The organism is Thalassospira sp. TSL5-1, from assembly GCF_001907695.1.
Classification (GTDB): domain Bacteria; phylum Pseudomonadota; class Alphaproteobacteria; order Rhodospirillales; family Thalassospiraceae; genus Thalassospira.
In genome coordinates this window covers 173,122-192,272 of record NZ_KV880641.1, presented here as the reverse complement: position 1 = coordinate 192,272, position 19,151 = coordinate 173,122, and the positions used below count along the sequence as shown (strand labels likewise).

Annotated in this window: 19 protein-coding genes and 1 tRNA gene; 11 read left to right on the top strand and 9 right to left on the bottom strand. The window is 54.0% G+C overall.

All coding sequences use genetic code 11. The features are described 5' to 3' along the window. Positions 1-13: 13 nt before the first annotated feature. The 7 genes from LF95_RS20845 to LF95_RS20810 all read right to left on the bottom strand — a co-directional run bounded on the left by LF95_RS20845 (position 14) and on the right by LF95_RS20810 (position 7,132). Positions 14-649, bottom strand: a complete 636-nt coding sequence (locus LF95_RS20845) for a TetR/AcrR family transcriptional regulator (protein WP_168173735.1) — start codon at positions 647-649, stop codon at positions 14-16. A 5-nt stretch (positions 650-654) separates the two neighbouring features. Continuing rightward, a complete protein-coding gene (locus tag LF95_RS20840) occupies positions 655-1,728 on the bottom strand; it encodes an MBL fold metallo-hydrolase (RefSeq protein ID WP_083607855.1) in 1,074 nt (357 codons plus the stop codon). Continuing rightward, entirely contained in the window at positions 1,725-2,675 is a 951-nt protein-coding gene (locus LF95_RS22670; protein ID WP_083607854.1) for an FAS1-like dehydratase domain-containing protein, read from the bottom strand. Before LF95_RS22670 ends, LF95_RS20840 begins: the two co-directional genes overlap by 4 nt. Then, positions 2,653-4,254, bottom strand: a complete 1,602-nt coding sequence (locus LF95_RS20825; protein WP_168173734.1) for an AMP-binding protein — start codon at positions 4,252-4,254, stop codon at positions 2,653-2,655. Before LF95_RS20825 ends, LF95_RS22670 begins: the two co-directional genes overlap by 23 nt. 78 nt (positions 4,255-4,332) lie before the next feature. Beyond that, entirely contained in the window at positions 4,333-5,529 is a 1,197-nt protein-coding gene (locus LF95_RS20820; RefSeq protein WP_215905720.1) for an acyl-CoA dehydrogenase family protein, read from the bottom strand. Between the two features lie 23 nt (positions 5,530-5,552). Beyond that, positions 5,553-5,966, bottom strand: a complete 414-nt coding sequence (locus LF95_RS20815; protein WP_073957107.1) for a Zn-ribbon domain-containing OB-fold protein — start codon at positions 5,964-5,966, stop codon at positions 5,553-5,555. Next, the gene (locus LF95_RS20810) at positions 5,966-7,132 is read right to left on the bottom strand and encodes a thiolase family protein (RefSeq protein ID WP_073957144.1); all 1,167 of its coding nucleotides are present in this window, start codon (positions 7,130-7,132) and stop codon (positions 5,966-5,968) included. Before LF95_RS20810 ends, LF95_RS20815 begins: the two co-directional genes overlap by 1 nt. A 502-nt stretch (positions 7,133-7,634) precedes the next feature. Here LF95_RS20810 and LF95_RS20805 point away from each other — a divergent pair. Next, the gene (locus tag LF95_RS20805) at positions 7,635-8,420 is read left to right on the top strand and encodes an SDR family NAD(P)-dependent oxidoreductase (protein WP_073957106.1); all 786 of its coding nucleotides are present in this window, start codon (positions 7,635-7,637) and stop codon (positions 8,418-8,420) included. A 110-nt stretch (positions 8,421-8,530) separates the two neighbouring features. Further along, positions 8,531-9,016 carry a MaoC/PaaZ C-terminal domain-containing protein gene (locus LF95_RS20800; RefSeq protein WP_083607853.1) on the top strand — a complete coding sequence of 162 codons (486 nt, stop codon included), beginning with the start codon at positions 8,531-8,533 and terminating at the stop codon, positions 9,014-9,016. Between the two features lie 264 nt (positions 9,017-9,280). Here LF95_RS20800 and LF95_RS20795 read toward each other — a convergent pair. Both LF95_RS20795 and LF95_RS20790 read right to left on the bottom strand, forming a co-directional pair. After that, positions 9,281-9,356 (bottom strand) — tRNA-Ala (locus LF95_RS20795). 127 nt (positions 9,357-9,483) lie between these two features. Beyond that, entirely contained in the window at positions 9,484-9,786 is a 303-nt protein-coding gene (locus LF95_RS20790; protein ID WP_073957105.1) for an FYDLN acid domain-containing protein, read from the bottom strand. Positions 9,787-10,330: 544 nt separating this feature from the next. On the opposite strand from LF95_RS20790, the gene aroA reads away from it, so the two are divergent. From aroA to pyrF, 9 genes are all read left to right on the top strand, one after another. Further along, positions 10,331-11,677 carry a 3-phosphoshikimate 1-carboxyvinyltransferase gene (gene aroA / locus LF95_RS20780; RefSeq protein WP_073957103.1) on the top strand — a complete coding sequence of 449 codons (1,347 nt, stop codon included), beginning with the start codon at positions 10,331-10,333 and terminating at the stop codon, positions 11,675-11,677. 82 nt (positions 11,678-11,759) lie between these two features. After that, the gene (gene cmk, locus LF95_RS20775; protein ID WP_073957102.1) at positions 11,760-12,404 is read left to right on the top strand and encodes a (d)CMP kinase; all 645 of its coding nucleotides are present in this window, start codon (positions 11,760-11,762) and stop codon (positions 12,402-12,404) included. A gap of 211 nt (positions 12,405-12,615) precedes the next feature. Next, a complete protein-coding gene (gene rpsA / locus LF95_RS20770; RefSeq protein ID WP_073957101.1) occupies positions 12,616-14,319 on the top strand; it encodes a 30S ribosomal protein S1 in 1,704 nt (567 codons plus the stop codon). Between the two features lie 198 nt (positions 14,320-14,517). Then, on the top strand, positions 14,518-15,198 hold the full coding sequence (locus LF95_RS20765; RefSeq protein WP_073957100.1) for a helix-turn-helix transcriptional regulator: 681 nt from the start codon (positions 14,518-14,520) through the stop codon (positions 15,196-15,198). 166 nt (positions 15,199-15,364) lie between these two features. After that, positions 15,365-15,748: a VOC family protein gene (locus tag LF95_RS20760; protein ID WP_073957099.1), complete on the top strand. Its 384-nt coding sequence runs from the start codon at positions 15,365-15,367 to the stop codon at positions 15,746-15,748. Positions 15,749-15,911: 163 nt separating this feature from the next. Continuing rightward, a complete protein-coding gene (gene sppA, locus LF95_RS20755; RefSeq protein WP_073957098.1) occupies positions 15,912-16,823 on the top strand; it encodes a signal peptide peptidase SppA in 912 nt (303 codons plus the stop codon). Between the two features lie 78 nt (positions 16,824-16,901). After that, the gene (gene ihfB / locus LF95_RS20750; protein ID WP_073957097.1) at positions 16,902-17,177 is read left to right on the top strand and encodes an integration host factor subunit beta; all 276 of its coding nucleotides are present in this window, start codon (positions 16,902-16,904) and stop codon (positions 17,175-17,177) included. Positions 17,178-17,609: 432 nt separating this feature from the next. After that, the gene (locus LF95_RS20745; protein WP_073957096.1) at positions 17,610-17,996 is read left to right on the top strand and encodes a lipopolysaccharide assembly protein LapA domain-containing protein; all 387 of its coding nucleotides are present in this window, start codon (positions 17,610-17,612) and stop codon (positions 17,994-17,996) included. A 348-nt stretch (positions 17,997-18,344) separates the two neighbouring features. Continuing rightward, complete coding sequence (gene pyrF / locus LF95_RS20735; protein ID WP_073957094.1) at positions 18,345-19,076, top strand: orotidine-5'-phosphate decarboxylase; 732 nt, start codon at positions 18,345-18,347, stop codon at positions 19,074-19,076. Positions 19,077-19,151 lie beyond the last annotated feature (75 nt).

The following is a 19,151-nucleotide window of genomic DNA, read 5'->3' as shown; positions in this document are numbered from 1 at the left end:
TTTGCACGGGGATTTACACTTTGGGGGCGAAAAGGGCTCTGGAAAGCATTGCAGTGATGACGTCTTCAAATCCTGGTCCGAAAAAGGAGATTTCCTGCACACTTGTATGGGTGGTGTATTTGTTCATCAGGATAACAGCTGAAATGAATTCTGCCGTTCGGAGACTTTTTTCCTCGGTCGGAAGGGGTCCCAGAGACTGACGTATCAGCCGTTTTCCCAGTCTTTCCAGAAAAATGCTGAATTCGACAGCGAATGTTGGCTCCGCCAATGTTGCTTCGCTGAGCACATAATTGACGATTTTCAGGTCTTTTTGTCCGCTTGAGGCCAGGAAGCCTGTGACCCATTTTTTCACGGCTTCTGGCGAGGCGGGATCAAGAGATACGAGCTGATCAAATTCGGCGACGAAACCGGGGACGTATCTTCGCCCGATTTCAATGGCTACGTCGATCTTGTCTTTGAAGTGCAGATAGAATGTTGTTCGGTTTATATGGGCGCGCTTTACAATCTTGTCGATTGTCGTGCTCCGAAATCCCGACTGTTGGAACATTACAAATGCAGCATCAATGATCCGTTGCCGTGTAAGCTCTTTTTGTGCTTCGCGGATTGATGTCGTCGGGGCAGTATCATAAATACGGTTGTCTGAGGGCAAAAGCTCTACTCGTCGCATTCTGTGAAGGGTTTGTTAGATAGACCATCTCGAGAGTACGGGCAATACTGAACCACGCCTGGCGGATTACTCTGATTGGTAACAATTATATCCTGTGTGACCAGATAATGCAGATATGCCACTATTTCAGCGAGAACTTGTACTTTACCAAAACGCGATAGTGTCGAAAAAGGTATATCCCGATGTTGGAGAATTGTTGCGACTGCAGCTGCGGACAGGGAGGTCTCCGAGAGGATTCCGGCAATCCGGTTTATTTGTGAATGATGGAAATTAAGGCTCTCATCAAGACGTATATTGGGCTGGAATAGGGGCTTGCCGTGCCCGCCCAGGAAAAGACCAGCTTTTAACGTGCGCAGTTGTGCAAGTGCTGCGAGATACTCCTCCATCGGATTTTCTGATGTTCCCGGCATGGCCACAATAGGCGAAAACCCGTTTGAGAGAACCATGTCTCCGACAAAAAGCGTTCTTGTTGAAGAATGCCAAATACAGATATGGCCTTTGCAATGCCCCGTGCAGAGGATGGGCTGGAAGGTTTCACTGCCAAAAGCGAGCGTTTTAGTTTCCCGAAGCGGTAAAAAGTCCGGTGGCACAGTGATCTGATTGTAACTTGTAAACAGGTTGGGAACCCGGGTGCCATCGGAAAATGTTAATCCTGAACGGGTTAGCAGATCAGCGAATATGCCGTCTTTGTCATTCGATGCACGACTTTGTGCGAATCTGAATTCCGCAAGCGCGTTCGGATGTATCGACGGAGGACACCCCGACCTCTCGAACAGATGTCGGGCTTGTCCGATGTGATCTGGATGGGCATGGGTAATCCAGACAGATTGGAGTTCAGACCATTGAAGACCAAGTTGTTTTGCGGAATTATCCCATAGACGAGCGCCTGATGAACCGGGCCAGCCAGTATCGATAACTGCCCAGCGAGGCCCTTGTACGAGAATGTAGGAATTGGCAGTCATGCCCCATCGTGGCGGTGGATGCTCTAGCAGATAGATATCGAGGACGCCAAGCCGGGCGACCTGATGTGCCAAACGGTTCGTTTCAGCATTTTCCATCATGCGGTCTGTGTCGACACAGACGAGACCTTGGCATCATCGCCTGCAATATTTTCGGCAAAAGATGCGGTTGCTTTGAGATGCTCTCCCCTGCCAGTCATTGCGCGAATGTCGAGAGTAAAGTCTGCGCTATGGCTTCCTTTGAAAGATAGTATATCTCCGGGCACACAAGGTGTTCCCAGTTTCATGGCGATCCGGGTGAGCTTTCGTTCGGATGGTACCGTTTCCATTATGTAGCGATAAACAAGTCCCAAACTGGTGGCACTGTTCATGATGATATCAGGCAGCCCCTGTGATTTTGCGACATTACGGTCATGATGAACCAATTCAAAATCGTTAAAGGCAAGAGCCCCCGAAATTATCGTGGTCGCGCTTACAGGAATTTCCAGCGTTGAAAGGTTAGTCGTTTCGGATGCCGCCTTAGGCATGGAGGCCGTGGGAGGCGTGCGCGTTGCGGAACGGGATACCGTTGGTGCCCCTGGTTTGAAAAACAGGCAACGAATGCGGAGTTTCCCTAGGATTTCTCCGTCTTCACGAAGAAATTCGTGTCGTTCGGTGGCGAAATGGCCTGCGCCCAAAGGTGTTTGTTTCAGTTCGGAAATATCTTCCAGGCAGATGCGGGTCGTAAGGGTGTCGCCAATCCGGGCGGGGCGAAACTGTTCAAGTTCATAATTTGTCGCGACGATGGCCGGGTATCCCGATGCCGTCATTTCGGAACGCAGGCGCTGGTTTACCGACATCGGATGGCGCGTGGTTTCCCAAACGGTCCAGAAATGCAGCATCGCCAGAGGGCCTTCGGCCTGTTGAAGGTTGAGATAGGGGCGATAGTCCAGACCTATCGCCGAACACCAGCGTCGGATCGCCCGACGATCAACCGGTAATTCTGCCTTTGTCTCGAAGGGTTCGATTTCGTCTTTCAGGCGGTTCTCAATTTGTGATTGGTTTGACATTCGGCCTGATCCTTTTGATCTGGATGTCAGAACGTTTCCGGTCCCAGGTGTTGGGTGTAACGCCCTGTTCTCTCAGTTTGAATTTCTGAGCACGACCGCTGCCGGTGCGTTCGATGAATTCTCGGAATTCGATGTAGCGGGGAACGGCAAAAGCCGGCACACGGTCTAAGCACCAGCGGCAGATTTCTTCTTCGGTGATACTGGCACCATCCTTGAGAACAATCGTTGCCTTGATCTCGTCCTCGGCCGCTTCCGATTTTACGGCATGGACAACAATTTCCGCGATGTCTTCATGGCCCATAAAGGCGTTTTCGAGTTCAAAACTGGAAATGTTCTCGCCCCCGTAACGCAAGCAATCCTTTTTACGATCAATGAAATAGAAATATCCATTTTCGTCGAATTTGCCGATGTCGCCAGTTCGAAACCACATCTCGTCCAAGGCTTCCAGCGTGGCTTCGGCACGGGACCAGTAGCCTTTAAACATGACGTCAGGTCTGAGAGGCCGCAGCCAGATCTCTCCGGCGACACCAACGGGACATTCGTCGCCATTGTCGTCGAAGATTCTTACATCCATGCCCGGTGCACATTTGCCAGATGATCCGTCCGGTCCTGGCTGATCGACGGGAATGCAGGTGATTGGAAAGCACTCCGAACATCCATAAGCAGGAGAGGAAACCAGTTTGATTTCGTATCGACTGCGCCATGTTTCGATCAGTGCTTCGGGAAGTGGTGTGCCAAAAAGGACTTTTACCTGTCCGTGGCATCGTTTTTCTGCTTCGGTCTCCGGCATTTGAGGAATGATCGTAAGCATAATGCTCAGCATCTGAATATGTGTGGCTTTACTGCGTTCGATTTCTTCCCAGAAGCCGTTCGGCGTGAACCGGGGGTAGACCGACATTGTTCCCCTGATGCTGAGAGTGCCGATAAGGCTTCCGACACCCGCAGCAATGTGGAACAGCGGGCAGGGTGTCCAAAGAATGTCGTCGGGTTCTTGAAGTGCCATCCAGGCATTTGTTTTGCCACCATTACACACCGAATTGTGTGGCAGGACGCATCCCTTTGACGGGCCGGTCGTTCCTGAGGTGTATATGATCAGGGAGATATCCCGCGGTGTAACCTCGACGTCTGGCGGTGACGAATTTTCATGCTTGAGAGCGTCGATGGTGTGGAGGCGGAATCTGGTTGAACCTGCTTCCTGCCGTTTGGGTGTGACAAGCGAATGAATGTCTGAAAGTGCATGTTCGATTGCGAAAATGTTGTCGCAATAATGGTTCTCGGCAATGATGACCGAGCCGGCCGTGTCGTGGATCTGATGACGTAAAAATTCGCCCTTCAGCTGGGTATTCATTGGCACGAAGATCGCGCCGAGCTTGTTAACGGCAAACCAGGTTAAAACGAAGTTGATGGTGTTATCGAGTATGCCGATAACCCGGTCGCCTTTGTTTATTCCCAGCTCGCGGAGGCCGTGCGCGAGCTGGTTGCAGTTCTTTTCGACGCTTGCATAGGTGAATTTGTCTCCAGTAAAGTCTAGAAACACCTTGTCGGGCGAAATTTCAACGGCTTCTGACAGAAAATCCATCAGTGTCTTTTGCCCTTGATGGCTCCATATGACTCTTCCCATGGTTCTTCCTCCCTTGATTTTTTTCTTTTTCAGGTATCAGTAAGAGCGGGGTAGGCCGAGCATGCTTTGCGCAATATAGTTGAGAATCATTTCAGGTGAGACAGGACCGTTTTTGGTCATGCGGATCATCGGCCAGTAAGGCATCAGCTGGTATTCCAGGGCGACGGCATTGCCGCCATGCGTGCCGATTGCTGCATCCATGCAATGAAGTGCGGCTTCGCCAGCGGCATATTTTGCCATGTTTGAGCAGTCGCCGGCATGCAGGCCGTGGTCGTGCATGAGGGCGGCTTTTCGCGCCATGAGTGCCGCAAGTTCAAGTTCAACCTTGGCTCGTGCCAGAGGATGAGCTACCCCCTGATGGGTGCCAATGGGTTTGCCCCAGACTGATCGGTCGCAGGCATAGCTTGCCGCTTTGTCGAGCGCATAGCGTGCAAGACCCATAATGTTGGTTGCGGCAACGATGCGTTCCGGGTTCAGCCCGGTAAACACCGTATGAAGGCCCTTGTGTAATTCACCAATCAACCGGTCCTCCGATACTTCGACATTGTCGAAAAAGACCTGATACGACTGTTCAGGAATGTGCATGAAGGACGGAATAACTGTTTTGGTGATGCCGGGAGAATCTGTATCGGCCAGGAATAGAGAAAGCAGGCCGCGACCGGTTTTTTCATCTGTCCCGGTGCGTGCAACGATCAGTACCTTGTCGGCGAGATTAAGACCTGTGGTCCAGTATTTCTGTCCGTTGATGACCCATTTGTCACCTTTTTTCACCGCCGTCGTTTTGATGTTGTGTGTATTGGAGCCTGCGTCCGGTTCTGTTATCGCAAAGGAAAAAAGCTGTTTTCCGGTCGCAAGATCGGGAATCCAGTCCTTCTTCTGTTCTTCTGTGCCATGACGCGCGATAATCGGAGCGCCAATGCCTGACGAGAAGACCAGCCCGGCAATCGGGCAGCCCTGGCGTGCCGTTTCTTCCATCACCATTGATAATTCAAAAATGCCAAGGCCGCCCCCGCCATATTCCTCGGGTAGATGGATGCCCAGGAAACCGGCTTCACCCAATTCGTGCAACAGCTCACTCATTGGTTCCTTGGCTTTGACTTTTTCTGCCCAGTAGTCAGGGCCATATTTGGTCGCGATTGCGGAAACGGATTCGCGGATTGCACGTTCCTCTACCGTCGGTTCCAAAGGTAGGGCAGGAATGCCATCGGCTGTCATTGTGGCTTGCATATTCATCGAAGGGTTCCTTTTTCTTTGTTTTAATCTTTGGTGGTGGCGGGGCGAAATTGAGGGACACGGGTTTTATTCGCGCGTTCCTCGAAACAAACCTGCACGCGGTCACCAATCCGAAGTGAATCGACATCGCAATCGACGATGTTGGTCATCAATTGCGGACCTTCGGTTAGGCGCACGATGGCAAGCACATAGGGAAATTCGTCTGTGTAGCCTGCGAAAGGCGGTATATGGATTGCTGAAAAGGACAGGATTTCTCCTTCGCCCGTGGCGTTTGTCCAGGTGATCCTGTTGGAATGACAGGCTGGGCAAGTGTTTTTTGGGGGGAAGAATAGTTCCCCACATGCGTCGCATTTTGGCAGGCACAGCCTGTTTTCACGGGCGGCTTCCCAATAGGGCCGGGTGGCGTCGGTCATTGGGGGCACAGGGCGTCTTGACATCAGATGTTCCTCCCTAAAATCAGGGTTGAATGCTCGGCCATCATGCCGCCATAGCTGTGAACCAGGGCGCGTTCGGCGTGAACCTGTCGTCGGTTAGTACGTCCCATAATCTGAAGTGCACCCTCGACAATCATTGACATTCCCGACGCATCGCCACCGTGTCCGTAACTGATGAGACCGCCATAAGTGTTCACGGCAAAATCGCCACCAGGTGCTGTGCGACCAGAGTGAAATAGCCCGGCGGCCTTTCCTCGGGCTGCGAAACCCAGGTCCTCCAGGAACATCAGCGGGTTGATTGAAAATGCGTCATAGATTTGGGCATGGTCGATTTCCGACGGTGTCACCCCGGCCTGGCGAAAGGCATCTGCCCCGGCGCGGGCAGCCCCGCAGTCTGCGAGGTTTGGGTTGCGGCTGACATAACCATGACCATGAAATTCGCCCATTCCCATGATATAGGCGGGCTGGGGTGATATCCGACGCGCGATTTCTCCGCTTGTCACCAGAACCGCACCGCCACCTTCACATGGAATAGAACAGTCAAGATAATGAAAGGGCGAAGCGATCATGCGCGATGCCAGAACATCGGCGATGGTAATTTCGGGTTTGGAATAGGTCAGTGCAGCAGGGTTCAGTTTGGCCCATTTGCGACTTGAGACCGAAACGGCTGCCATATCTTCTGGCGTGACGCCGAACTCGTGCATATAGCGAGACGCATATTGGGCATAGAGCCCGGGAATGACTGGACCATAAGGAAATTCAAACTCCGGATCTGCAACTGACTTGATCAGGGTTTCGGCCATTTCGGGGCTCATTTTGGGGAATTTTCCGGCCCCCACACATAGCACGGCATCGGCCTTTCCTGCCGCGACAGCCAGTGCGGCATATTGCACCATATATCCATAGGTGGCCCCTCCGGCGGACATCGTTAATCCCAGGCGCGGGGTCAATCCCAGCTCTTCTGCCAGCATTTCATGTGTGAAAATCTTCGGAGACGGTGTCGCCATATCAAGCGGCGCGGCCAGAACGCCATCAATATCGCCCGGTTTTACGTTCCAGTCAGAAAGAAATTGGCCGATCACCTGAAAGTAAAGCTGCGCATTGCTTAAATCCGGATAGCGGCCAGGTTTTATCTCAGTTGCGGCAGCAATGGCTGGTGTGTTCGTCATGATAACCATTTTTGTGTCCTCAGGCTGTTTGGCGCAGAGTGCCAGGCCGTCTGTGGGGTGTCCGGGGATGCGCATTGCACGGGTGGCTGTCTTTAAAGTGTTCTGGGGCGCAGCAGGAAGGCCGTGCGGATTTCAATTGCGCCATGCAGCAAACCTCCGCACAGCCGCCACGATTTTTCATGTGCAGGTTTTGGGGCGTTTCCGGCGGCGACGGCCAGAAGCATGGTGTGACTTTGCCATGTGATCGATCACGCTGGACGGCACGGCCCGTAGGCCGGTATGGCGACCGGATCGTGCGATATCCGACATTCTGTCGGTTACGTAGCCGGATCGCTCAGACTTTGTAGATGACATTTTTACCTCCCAGGCCGTCCATTCAGTGTGGACGTTAGACTATATATACAACACTTATCGAATTAGACAATATGTGTTGTGTGAAATATTTTGGGATGGTAAACCTCAGTCAACCGAGATGTCGGAATTTTAAATTCGGAGAGAAAAAATGACCGAACCTAGCCCCGGCCTCATATCTTTCGATGAGGCATCTGTTTTTGTGCTTGGCGGTACGTCCGGGATTGGCCTAGCCGTTGCGCGCGTTCTTCAGGATAAAGGTGTCCGCAAGATCATGCTGGCTGCCAGAAACCCTGAACGTGGAGCGGCGGCGATAGAGACCTTGCGCGGTCCGGCTGATATCCGGTTCTTTTCTTGTGATGCCACGGATGCGACGTCGGTTATGGCGGGTGTTTCCGCAGCGCAGGAGGCATTTGGTGCGGTTGACATTGCTGTTTCGGCAACGACGGCGGAGACGATGCTGGGTGTTGTGAGCAATCTGGAGATGCGTGATATCGAGCGCGGATTGACCGGGATAGCACTTCCTCCGATGTATCTGGCAAAGGCCGTGCTGGCCGGTATGAAGGCGCGGGGAGGTGGGGTAATTGTCAATATTGCCTCTGACGCGGCCAAGGTGGCAACGCCGGGTGAGGCCGTCATCGGTGCTGCTATGGCTGCGATTGCAATGTTTTCACGTACCCTTGCGATGGAAGCCAAGCGAGACGGAATCCGCATTAATGTTGTAACGCCTTCGCTGGTTCGGGGGACAGGATCAGAACAGAAAATTATGGCCTCGCCTTTTGCCGCCAGGGTTTTTGCAAAGGCTACTGAAAAGGCGGCACTTGGTTTGCCTGATGCGACGGAGATTGCCGAGCTTGTGGCCTATCTCGCTTCCCCTGCTGCAGCGCGATTGACGGGTCAGGTGGTGTCGCTTAATGGCGGAATTTCGGCGGCCTAGAAACTTGCGGCTCACGGCTGCTGGGCAAGGTTCAAGGCGTTTGTGTTGTCCTTCGTTTGTTGTTCATGGGCAACGGGTTCATTTGCCTGCTTTCATAAACGGGAGGAATCATGATTACCAATTCCACGCCGGACATGACCAAATATCCGGACCTGACCTTTGGCAGTTTGAGGGTTGGGGATAAGTTTGTTTTGGGAAAGCACTTAATGGCTCGTGAAGAGGTCATTGCGTTTGCGCGCAGATTTGATCCCCAGCCGTTTCATTTGTCCGACGAGGCTGCCGCTGAACATGCCGTCTTTAAAAGGATGGCTGCCAGTGGGTGGCACACGGCTGCTGTGATGAATATCCTGGTGGGCCCGTTTTATGAACGGACATCGATCAAGGGTCTCGCCGGGGGCGGCGTTGAAAAGCTGGTTTGGGTCCAGCCGGTCTATGCCGACGACATGCTTTATATGGATATGGAAATTTCGGAGATCCGGCGCTCAAAATCCAAGCCGCATCTGGGATTTATTACAATGCGGGTGCAAGCGCATAATCAGGATGATGAACTGGTGTCCCACATGTTGATTACGGGCGCATTTGAAACCGGCATATAGCTTGCCTGAGCCCCGGCAGCTGATTTCGATTGTTATCGTCGATAGAATTTGGCGCGATCATTTAATGAAGATGATCAAGGAAGTGATGCAGGCCTGCGGGACGTATTGATTCAGGTATTTCGACAGGCGGTGTCGCAATATATTTCTCCGTGCTCTGAAACGCAGGCATTAATTGCGGATGTCCTGAGTATGCTCATCAAAGACGGATCTCGGCTCATGGGCCAAAAACGACAAAACCCGTCGCTTTAGGCAACGGGTTTTGATTGGTGGAGCCGAGGGGAATCGAACCCCTGACCTCTACAATGCCATTGTAGCGCTCTCCCAACTGAGCTACGGCCCCATAATTTTGCGACATCTAACGATCTTTGGGGGATCGTCCGCGCTGCAATTTTCAGTGTCTGTCCGTTGCAGCGCGGGGATATTTAGAAGGTTCTTTGATGCTTGGCAAGACCTAATTTCAAAAAAAATTAGCGGTCGTCGTCGTCATTTTCGACATGTTCGAGAACCTCGCCGAGATCATCATCGTCTTCGCCCAGATCAGAGGCATCTTCGAGAAGATCGTCGTCGATATCGGTATCGACATCATCGTCGAGATCCGAAACATCATCGATGTCGTCGTCCTGTTTTTTCGGCTTTGCTGCCGCGACCCGTTTCGGTTTGGCCATGCCGTCCGGTGTGCCGCATTTCGGGCAGACAACCGGTGTCCGATTCAGATCGTAATATTTGGTGCCGCATGCGAGGCAATGCCGTTTCTTACCGCGAGCTGACATTACGGTAGACCCTCTTTAATACCATTTTCTACAAAAGCGGGACGAAGGACTACCGCCCTTCATTCTGAGAGGCCCAATTGCCATCTTGTTACAGGCTTGTCAAAAGGAAATTGCACCTGTTTTAACAATGGTGATTTGCGCTGTGGAAGACCAGAGGGACGATGCCGTTTTGGCCTTGGCAAAATTGTGGGCAGGCTGGCCGGTTTGGCCTGTATGCGCCCTGCTTACAGTAACCATCATCGTTGCGACCAGACGGTGGCGGGATTGACCGTAGAATAGCGGTTGGGCCTTGATCAAATCGTTGGCCGGAGCAGAGCCCGGAAGGTCCCCCTTAGTGTGTGGATAAAGGGATGATAATGTGCTGATTAAATAGAGAAATTTGCCCGCCTGAATGGCCGTTCAAGGGGAGCAAGATGGTTTCTTGTGATTTTACCCGGTTTTCGTCGCGTCATTTTCGTGCATATTGCCCTGCAGGTGTTTCATGATTCTGCGGACCGAAACGCGACAGGCCGGTTCGCCCCAAAAGAAAAGACAGGCAGTTCAAATGAGTTCAGCGCAAAGCAAACGTCCCCTCCAGTCAGCCAAATGTGGTGCCCTTGTTGGCGATGTGCGGGTACCGGGTGACAAATCGATTTCGCACCGCTCGCTGATGTTTGGCGGCCTGGCCGAAGGCGAAACCCGCATTACCGGCCTTCTGGAAGGCGAAGATGTGCTGGCAACCGCCGAGGCCATGCGCAAGCTGGGCGCCAAGGTAACCCGCGATGATGACGGCACCTGGCATGTAAAAGGTGTGGGCGTTGGTGCATTGCGCGAGCCTGACTCCGTTATTGATATGGGCAATGCCGGTACCGGGATTCGCCTGCTGGCCGGGATTGTCGCCACCCATCCGATTACCACCTTTTTTACCGGTGATGCGTCGCTATGCAAACGCCCGATGGGCCGCGTTGCCGACCCGCTGGCGGAGTTCGGGGCAAAATTCGTCACCCGTGATCAGGGCCGCCCGCCAATGGCTGTGATTGGCACCGACGAAGCCCTGCCGGTGACCTATACCTTGCCAATGGCATCGGCCCAGGTGAAATCGGCCGTGTTGCTGGCGGGCCTGAATACTGCCGGAACCACCACGGTGATTGAGCCCAAACCGTCGCGGGACCATACCGAACGCATGTTGCGCCATTTCGGCGTGGAAGTGGATGTGCAGGTAAATGACGATGGTGGTCGCACCATCAGCCTGACCGGCCCCTGCACGATGACGGCGGCCGATATTGTCGTGCCGACCGACCCGTCTTCGGCGGCGTTTCCGCTGGTAGCGGCCTTGATCAACCCGGAATCGAATGTGACGATTCGCGATGTGTGCCTGAACCCGCTGCGCACCGGGCTGATCACCACCCTGATCGAAATGGGCGGTGACATCACCATTACCAATGAACGTGAAGAAGCCGGTGAAACCATTGGGGATCTGGTCGTGACAGGTAAAAACCGTTTGCAGGGTATTACCGTTCCTGCCGAACGTGCGCCGTCGATGATTGATGAATATCCGGTGCTGGCGGTGGCGGCGGCCTATGCCGAGGGCGAAACCCGCATGTGTGACCTTGCGGAATTGCGCGTGAAGGAATCGGACCGTCTGGCGGCTGTGGCGGCCGGGCTTGCGGCCAATGGCGTTATTCACCGCATCGAAGGCGATGATTTGATTGTCACCGGCGGTGTTGTGCCCGGTGGCGGGCTGGTGCAAACCCATTTGGATCACCGGATTGCCATGTCGTTCCTGGTGCTGGGGATTGGGGCGGAAAAGCCGGTCAAGGTTGATGATGCCGCACCGATTGCCACCAGTTTCCCGGTCTTCGAGGAAATGATGGCCGGGCTGGGCACCCGTTTTGCCCCGTCCAACCCCTAACAGAATAGCCTGTGGCACTGGGCTGCGGGCACGGGCAGAACGACACTATTGGATTTAAACGCAAGCAGGATTGGGAACGGCTATGATTATCGCCATTGATGGACCGGCAGCATCGGGCAAGGGAACTTTGGCTCGTCGAGTCGCTGCGGCCATGAACTATGCCTATCTCGATACCGGGCTTTTATACCGTGCGACCGGGGCAAAGGTTCTGGCATTGGGGGGAGACCCCGATGACGTCGATATGGCGGTCATGGCGGCCGAAAAATTGCAGCCCGAAGACCTGGAAAATGATGATTTGCGCCGAGAGGATGTGGGAAATGCGGCCTCGCGCGTGGCGGCAATTCCCAAGGTTCGTGCGGTGTTGCTGGACTTTCAGCGCCATCTTGCCAAAAACCCGCCGGGCGGCAAACATGGCGCGGTCCTGGATGGTCGGGACATTGGTACGGTGGTGTGCCCCGAAGCCCCGATCAAGTTTTTTTTGACCGCCAGCGTTGCCGAACGGGCAAACCGACGGTTCAAACAGTTGCAGGAAAAAAATCCCGCTGTTATATACGAGCGCGTTCTCAACGAGCTTGAAGAACGGGACGCCCGCGACAGTGCCCGCGATGTTGCACCGCTGAAAATGGCAGACAATGCGATCCATATTGATACGGACCGTTTGAATGCCGATGCCGTGTTTAACGCCGTGATGGCCCATATTCGCACCCATATGGGTGAGGATGACTGACCGGGGGACGTTTCAAACCGTCAGGCGATAGAGCCGGGCTGCAAGGTGAACGACCCTGTCGTTCGCCTTTTCGTGCATGTGAAGTCCTTTGGATTTGATATGTGCCAGCCTGTTACATCAATTGGCAAAACCCGCCGTAATTTTGCGGCAAGACCATCGGATACAACCGATTGGCCGGAATAGTGTCGATACTCGAAAGGAAGTCTGCTTAATGGCAACCGCTGAAGAAGCACAATTTACCACCGGCGAAAACTTCGCCGACCTGCTGGCCGAAACCCTTGGCTCGGAAGACGAGGGATTTGTTGGCCGCGTGATGACCGGTACGGTCGTCAAGAAAACCGACGATGATGCGATCGTTGACGTTGGTTTGAAATCTGAAGGCCGCGTACCGCTGAAAGAATTTGGTGCTGGTGAAGTCAGCATCGGTGACACCGTTGACGTTTACGTTGACCGTTACGAAAACAAAGACGGCCTGATCGTCCTGTCGCGTGAAAAAGCCCGTCGTGAAGAAGCCTGGGTTGAACTTGAAAAGCAGTTCAACGATGGCAAGCGCGTCGATGGCACCATTTTTGGTCGCGTCAAGGGTGGTTTCACTGTTGATCTGTCAGGCGCCGTGGCATTCCTGCCGGGCAGCCAGGTTGACATCCGTCCGGTCCGTGACGTTACCCCGCTGATGAACAACCCGCAGCCGTTCCAGATCCTGAAAATGGATCGTTCGCGCGGTAACATCGTGGTTTCGCGTCGTGCCGTTCTTGAAGAAACCCGTGCTGAACAGCGTGCAGAGCTGATCCAGAACCTCCAGGAAGGTCAGGTTCTTGACGGCGTTGTCAAAAACATCACCGATTACGGCGCATTCGTCGATCTGGGTGGCGTTGACGGCCTGTTGCACGTTACCGACATCGCCTGGAAACGTATCAACCACCCGTCTGAAGCTCTTCAGATCGGCCAGACCGTCAAGGTTCAGGTTATCCGTTTCAACAGCGAAACCCAGCGTATTTCGCTTGGCATGAAGCAGCTTGAAGCTGATCCGTGGGAAGGTGTTGAAGCCAAATACCCGGTCGGTTCCAAGTTTGAAGGCCGCGTTACCAACATCACCGATTACGGCGCATTCGTTGAGCTTGAAGCCGGTGTTGAAGGCCTGGTCCACGTTTCTGAAATGTCTTGGACCAAGAAAAACATCCACCCGGGCAAAATCGTTTCGACCTCGCAGGAAGTCGAAGTCATGGTCCTGGATGTTGACAGCCAGAAGCGCCGCATTTCGCTTGGTCTCAAGCAGTGTACCTCGAACCCGTGGGATGCTTTCCTTGCCGCTCATCCGGTTGGCTCGGAAATCGAAGGCGAAGTCAAGAACATCACCGAATTCGGTCTGTTCATTGGCCTGCTCGGCGGTATCGACGGTATGGCTCACCTGTCCGATCTCTCCTGGGATCGTCCGGGCGAAGAAGTCATCAAGGAATACAAGAAGGGCGACGTCGTCAAAGCCAAGGTTCTTGACGTTGACGTTGAAAAAGAACGCATCTCCCTGGGCATCAAACAGCTCAATGAAGATCCGTTCAAAGAAGCTGCTTCGGGTATCAAACGCGGTGACACCGTTACCTGCGAAATCATTGAAACCAATGACGGCGGCATCGAAGTTTCCGTTGGCGAAGGCGATCTGAAGGGCTTCATCCGCAAGGCTGAACTCGCACGTGATCGTTCGGACCAGCGTCCGGAACGTTTCGCTGTTGGCGAAAAAATCGACGCTCGCGTTGTTTCGGTTGATCGTAACTCGCGTAAGGTTTCTCTCTCGGTCAAGGCTCTGGAAGTCGCAGACGAGAAGAAAGCAATGGCGGATTACGGTTCGGCTGACAGCGGCGCATCGCTCGGGGATATCCTTGGTGAAGCTCTGCGTAAAAAACAGCAGGACGCTGAATAAGCATTTGGCGCTGAATAATTTGCCTCTCGGGGCGCAGAACGGGTCGTGCTTTGCACGGCCCGTTTTTGTTTGGTCTGATGTCGCATAAGCTGCAGAATATGCGTGCCGGTTTGGCAAGAACCTGCTGGCCGGGATAGAAGGCCGGGGGCCGTATGATCAGCGGGGGATTGGGGCAAATGTTGTGCAAAGGCGGTGCTTGTGTCGCGGGCTGAACGGCTGTTGGAACTGATGCAGCTTTTGCGCCATTACCGGCTTCCGGTGAGCGGGCGGGTTCTGGCATCCGAACTTGGTATCAGTTTACGGACCCTGTATCGCGATATCGCTGCCTTGCAGGCCCAGGGCGCGGTGATCGAGGGTGAGCCGGGGATTGGCTATGTTCTGCGGCCCGGCTTTATGTTGCCGCCGCTGATGTTTTCGGAAGAAGAAATCGAGGCGCTGATTTTGGGCACACGCTGGGTGACGCGCCATGCCGATAAAGATCTGGCAGTGGCCGCAGGGGACCTGATTGCCAAAGTGACGGCGGTTCTGCCATCGGATTTGCAGGGCCGGCTGGAAATATCGCCTTTATTTGTTGGAAGCCGATCCGATAACGAACCCAATATTGATGTGGCACGGATTCGCGATGCCATCCGGCGTGAGCATAAAATCTCTATCGCCTATCGTGACGAAAACGGTGCTGAGACCCGCCGGACACTGTGGCCGGTCGCCATTGGTTTTTTTGAACAGGCCCGCATTATCGCGGCATGGTGTGAAACCCGTCAGGCGTTTCGTCATTTCCGAACCGATCGGATTGTTTCAGTTGACGTGCTTGAGGTGCGCTATCCACAATCGCGCCGGGGCCTGCTGCAAAAATGGCGGCAGCAACAGGGCATTACATAAACATAGCCGGCTATTGCGCTTTTTTGAAACGCGGCCCGGGTCGTGTTTTTGAGCGGCCTTTGTTTGATGCTGCCAAAAACTGGCAGCATGTCAGGTTAGGGTTTCCCTGCATGCCATCAGCTTTGCTTCTGGTGGAGCTATCTCGTAAATATGTGAGGGAAATCAAATGCTTCAACCTTCCTATGTGCTGCTTTATGTCGCCAGTGTGCAGCAAAGTGCGGCTTTTTACCGGGACATTTTACAATGCGATCCGGTTGAGTCTTCGGCGACATTTGCGCTTTTTATTACGGAAAAGGGCCCCCGGTTTGGCCTGTGGGGGCGTGACGGAGTTGAACCGGCAGTCGACCCCGATGGTCATCCCGGATGCAGCGAAACCGGATTTCCGGTCGAAACCCGGGACATGGTGGATCGGCTATATGCGGGCTGGCGGGAAAAGGGGCTTGTGATATTGCAGTCGCCGGTCGAGATGGATTTTGGCTATACATTTGTTGCCGCCGACCCCGATGGTCACAGATTGCGCGTTTTTTGCCTCGATGACCCGAAGGCCTGAATTTGGGTGAAATTGCCCGGGGCGCACGCTGATGCGCCCCTTTTTTGTCATTTTGCGGTGCTATCTGCGGGCGGATCGTATTTTTTGCTTGCCAAGCAGGGGTAGAGTAACCATTTCAAAAGGCATGGTTTTTGTTTTCTTTCAGTGAGGTAGTAGGACCGCGATGGCCCTTGATGCCGATTTCATTCTTGATCGACGCCGCTTGAAACGATCCATCCTGCGCTGGCGTGTCCTCGCCGGTGTGGCCGTGGTGATTGCCATTGTGGTGGGGCTGGCCCGCAGCGGTGTGTTTGATAGCGCGGTGGGGCCTTATATCGCCGAGGTCACGGTGGAAGGCGTCATTGCCAGTGATCCGCTGTTCCTTGAGGCCCTGGACCGCCTGGAAAAAGATGATAGTGCGGTCGGCGTGATTGTTCATATCGACAGCCCCGGTGGCACAATGGTGGGCGGCGAGGAACTTTACGAATCGCTGCGCCGGATTGGTAAAACCCGGCCCATTGTTGCCGAGATGGGCACAGTGGCGGCATCGGGCGGATATATGACGGCGATTGCGGCGGACCATATTCTGGCCCATCGCGGGACGATTACCGGCTCCATCGGGGTGATTTTTCAGTCGATGAATGTGACCGGCGCGCTTGAAAAACTCGGTGTCGAACCTGTCACGGTAAAAAGTGCCCCGCTCAAGGCGGCACCAAACCCGTTTGAACCGACTACGGAACAGGCCCGCGATGTGATGAAAGGCCTGATTTCTGACATGTTTAACGTGTTTGTCAGCATGGTTGCAGAACGTCGTGACATGACAGTCGAACAGGTAAAGACGCTGGCGGATGGCCGGGTTTATACCGGTCAGCAGGCCGTTGCCAATGGCCTGATTGACGCGATTGGTGGTCGTCGCGAGGCGCTGCAATGGCTGGAACAGCAGAAAGGCATCGCTTCTGATACGCCGGTGGTTCCCATGCAGGTTGAGGACCCTGAAAGCTCAATCGTCATGGATCTTTTTAAAGGCACGATCGGAAATGTGCTGCCATCTGAAGGGCTTAAACTTGACGGGTTGCTAACTGTCTGGCACCCTTAAAGAAAGTGCCGACTTTCCAAGCGTTAACCTGAAGTTGACTTCCCACAACTGTGTAATCGAACTGGATGGGGCTTGAATATGACGAAATCAGAACTGATCGCCCGGTTGGCCGAACTGAATCCGCATTTGTACCAGCGGGATGTGGAACGGATTGTTGCCACCATTTTCGATGAAATCACCGAGGCACTGGCACGCGGCGATCGGGTCGAATTGCGGGGATTTGGCGCTTTTTCTGTCAAGGAACGTGAATCGCGCGTCGGGCGGAACCCGCGCACGGGTGAAGCTGTTCCTGTCAGTGAAAAACGTGTTCCCTATTTTAAAACCGGCAAACAATTGCGTGAACGGTTAAACTGATACTGGCTTAAGGCGCAGGCCAGTTGCGGGTGGCTTCGCACGTTGCGGGCTGTATGAACCAACTTGCCAAAAATTCGGACTCGCCGGTTCTTTATCTGGTGAAGCTTGTTTTCGGAAAAATCGGGACTGACCTTTGCCGCCCTTCGTTTGCTGTGATGGGCGGATAAGGTGTTCTTTGCCGGGCAAAACCATGTTTGTCGGTTCAGGTAACGTTACCAGTGCCGGGTTTACGTGGTTTAGGGTTTGTGCGTGTCGTGCATGGACCATTATTCATTATGGTGCCGCTTCCCGATCAGGTTGATATTGCCTGTTGGGGGTGACGCAGCCTTTCCGACAGGATAAAATCAGGTGGCAGACCGATGATGGCCGCGATTACGGGTGGGGAAGATCCCCGCTGTCAGACATCGCAACGCCGGAAAGCAGGAGGTAGATTTGCGCGTTCTTTACTGGATCATCGCCATTCCCTTGACGATTGTGATTACGGTTTTTGCCGTTGCCAACCGTCAGGCGACGACCCTGTCGCTATGGCCCTTACCCTTTGAAATGGATCTGCCGCTTTTTGTGCCGGTCTTGGGGGCGTTGTTGCTGGGGCTTTTGATCGGATTGCTGTTTGAATGGCTTTTGACCGGTAAACATCGCCGTGCGAACCGCAAAATGGAATCCGAACTTTCCCGCCTGCGTCGCGAGAAGGAAGCCGCACGCGAACAGGAACGTGCCGCCATTGCCAGCCAAAAACAGGCCGGGCAGCCGCCGATGGTGGATGCACAATCCAAAGCCGATACAACCAATAGTGCCCCTGTTCAGCCTGCCGGCGTTTAAACCGATAAGGTGTGTTTTGCCGTCCCTGTTTCCGGATGGCCGGGCCGTACAGCATAAAACAGGCAGTCCTTGAACGCGGGGGCTGCCTTTTGTTGTCTGGAATGGCAAAAGGCGGGCAATAAGGAATGGTTTTTGGCTTCCGAATCGACTAAAGCCTGTTCACCTGATCCATGCGGGGCCGGTTTGCGAAGGCTGCGGGGATAAGGGCTGATTTTCAGGTGCATTGGGTATGGAAATGTCGTGTGGCATTGCCTTTTTGCGTCTGGTTGCCGGTTGGTCCGAATCCTGTGTGCCGCGTTTGATGTGCTAGCCCGGATAGGATCATTTATATGCCAACCGGAGGATGCCATGACCGCCCAGAATTCCCAGATTGCTGCGAAGGACCGGATTTTTTGCGCCATCGATACCACTGATCTTGATCATGCGATTGATTTGGCAACCCGGTTATCGGGCGTGATTGGCGGGGCAAAACTGGGCAAGGAATTTTTCGCCGCCCACGGCCCGCAGGGGGTGAAGGCGGTTGCAGCAGCCGGGATGCCGGTTTTCCTTGATGTGAAATACCACGATATTCCCAATACGGTGGCCGGGGCCATTCGTGCGGTAACACCGTTGGGCCTTCGGATTGTCAATGTGCATGCCGCTGGCGGGCAGGAAATGATGAAACGTGCCGGCGAGGCCGCCCGTGAAGCAGCGGATAAAGCCGGTGTGGCCGCCCCCTGGGTGATTGCCGTCACCATCCTGACCAGCCTGGATGAAAATGACCTCGACGAGATTGGCCTGCGTGGCCCGTTAAGCGAGCGGGTGGTGAAAATGGCCGAATTGACGCAAAAATCCGGCCTGGATGGCATTGTGTGTTCGGCTCAGGAAATTGAGCCGGTGCGCGCAGCTTGCGGCCCCGATTTCAAATTGATCACGCCAGGCATTCGCCCCGCCTGGGCCAGCAGCGATGACCAGAAACGCATTGTCACCCCGCGTGATGCCGTGGCTCGTGGCTCCGACGTGCTGGTGATTGGCCGCCCGATTACCAAGGCCGATGACCCGGTGGCCGCCGCCCAACGCATTGTGGACGAACTGGCATAACCGGCCTGATCCTGATTGCCGGTCGGTGTTTTCGCCCCCGATAACAGGGCGGATGAACAGCCAAAGATTTGATTG

What these genes read in the sequence shown, in the direction of transcription:
- LF95_RS20840 (WP_083607855.1), bottom strand. Translation starts at nt 1,728, where the DNA reads ATGATGGAAAATGCTGAAACGAACCGTTTGGCACATCAGGTCGCCCGG.
- LF95_RS22670 (WP_083607854.1), bottom strand. Translation starts at nt 2,675, where the DNA reads ATGTCAAACCAATCACAAATTGAGAACCGCCTGAAAGACGAAATCGAA.
- LF95_RS20825 (WP_168173734.1), bottom strand. Translation starts at nt 4,254, where the DNA reads ATGGATTTTCTGTCAGAAGCCGTTGAAATTTCGCCCGACAAGGTGTTT.
- LF95_RS20820 (WP_215905720.1), bottom strand. Translation starts at nt 5,529, where the DNA reads ATGAATATGCAAGCCACAATGACAGCCGATGGCATTCCTGCCCTACCT.
- LF95_RS20815 (WP_073957107.1), bottom strand. Translation starts at nt 5,966, where the DNA reads ATGTCAAGACGCCCTGTGCCCCCAATGACCGACGCCACCCGGCCCTAT.
- LF95_RS20810 (WP_073957144.1), bottom strand. Translation starts at nt 7,132, where the DNA reads ATGACGAACACACCAGCCATTGCTGCCGCAACTGAGATAAAACCTGGC.
- LF95_RS20805 (WP_073957106.1), top strand. Translation starts at nt 7,635, where the DNA reads ATGACCGAACCTAGCCCCGGCCTCATATCTTTCGATGAGGCATCTGTT.
- LF95_RS20800 (WP_083607853.1), top strand. Translation starts at nt 8,531, where the DNA reads ATGATTACCAATTCCACGCCGGACATGACCAAATATCCGGACCTGACC.
- LF95_RS20790 (WP_073957105.1), bottom strand. Translation starts at nt 9,786, where the DNA reads ATGTCAGCTCGCGGTAAGAAACGGCATTGCCTCGCATGCGGCACCAAA.
- aroA (WP_073957103.1), top strand. Translation starts at nt 10,331, where the DNA reads ATGAGTTCAGCGCAAAGCAAACGTCCCCTCCAGTCAGCCAAATGTGGT.
- cmk (WP_073957102.1), top strand. Translation starts at nt 11,760, where the DNA reads ATGATTATCGCCATTGATGGACCGGCAGCATCGGGCAAGGGAACTTTG.
- rpsA (WP_073957101.1), top strand. Translation starts at nt 12,616, where the DNA reads ATGGCAACCGCTGAAGAAGCACAATTTACCACCGGCGAAAACTTCGCC.
- LF95_RS20760 (WP_073957099.1), top strand. Translation starts at nt 15,365, where the DNA reads ATGCTTCAACCTTCCTATGTGCTGCTTTATGTCGCCAGTGTGCAGCAA.
- sppA (WP_073957098.1), top strand. Translation starts at nt 15,912, where the DNA reads ATGGCCCTTGATGCCGATTTCATTCTTGATCGACGCCGCTTGAAACGA.
- ihfB (WP_073957097.1), top strand. Translation starts at nt 16,902, where the DNA reads ATGACGAAATCAGAACTGATCGCCCGGTTGGCCGAACTGAATCCGCAT.
- pyrF (WP_073957094.1), top strand. Translation starts at nt 18,345, where the DNA reads ATGACCGCCCAGAATTCCCAGATTGCTGCGAAGGACCGGATTTTTTGC.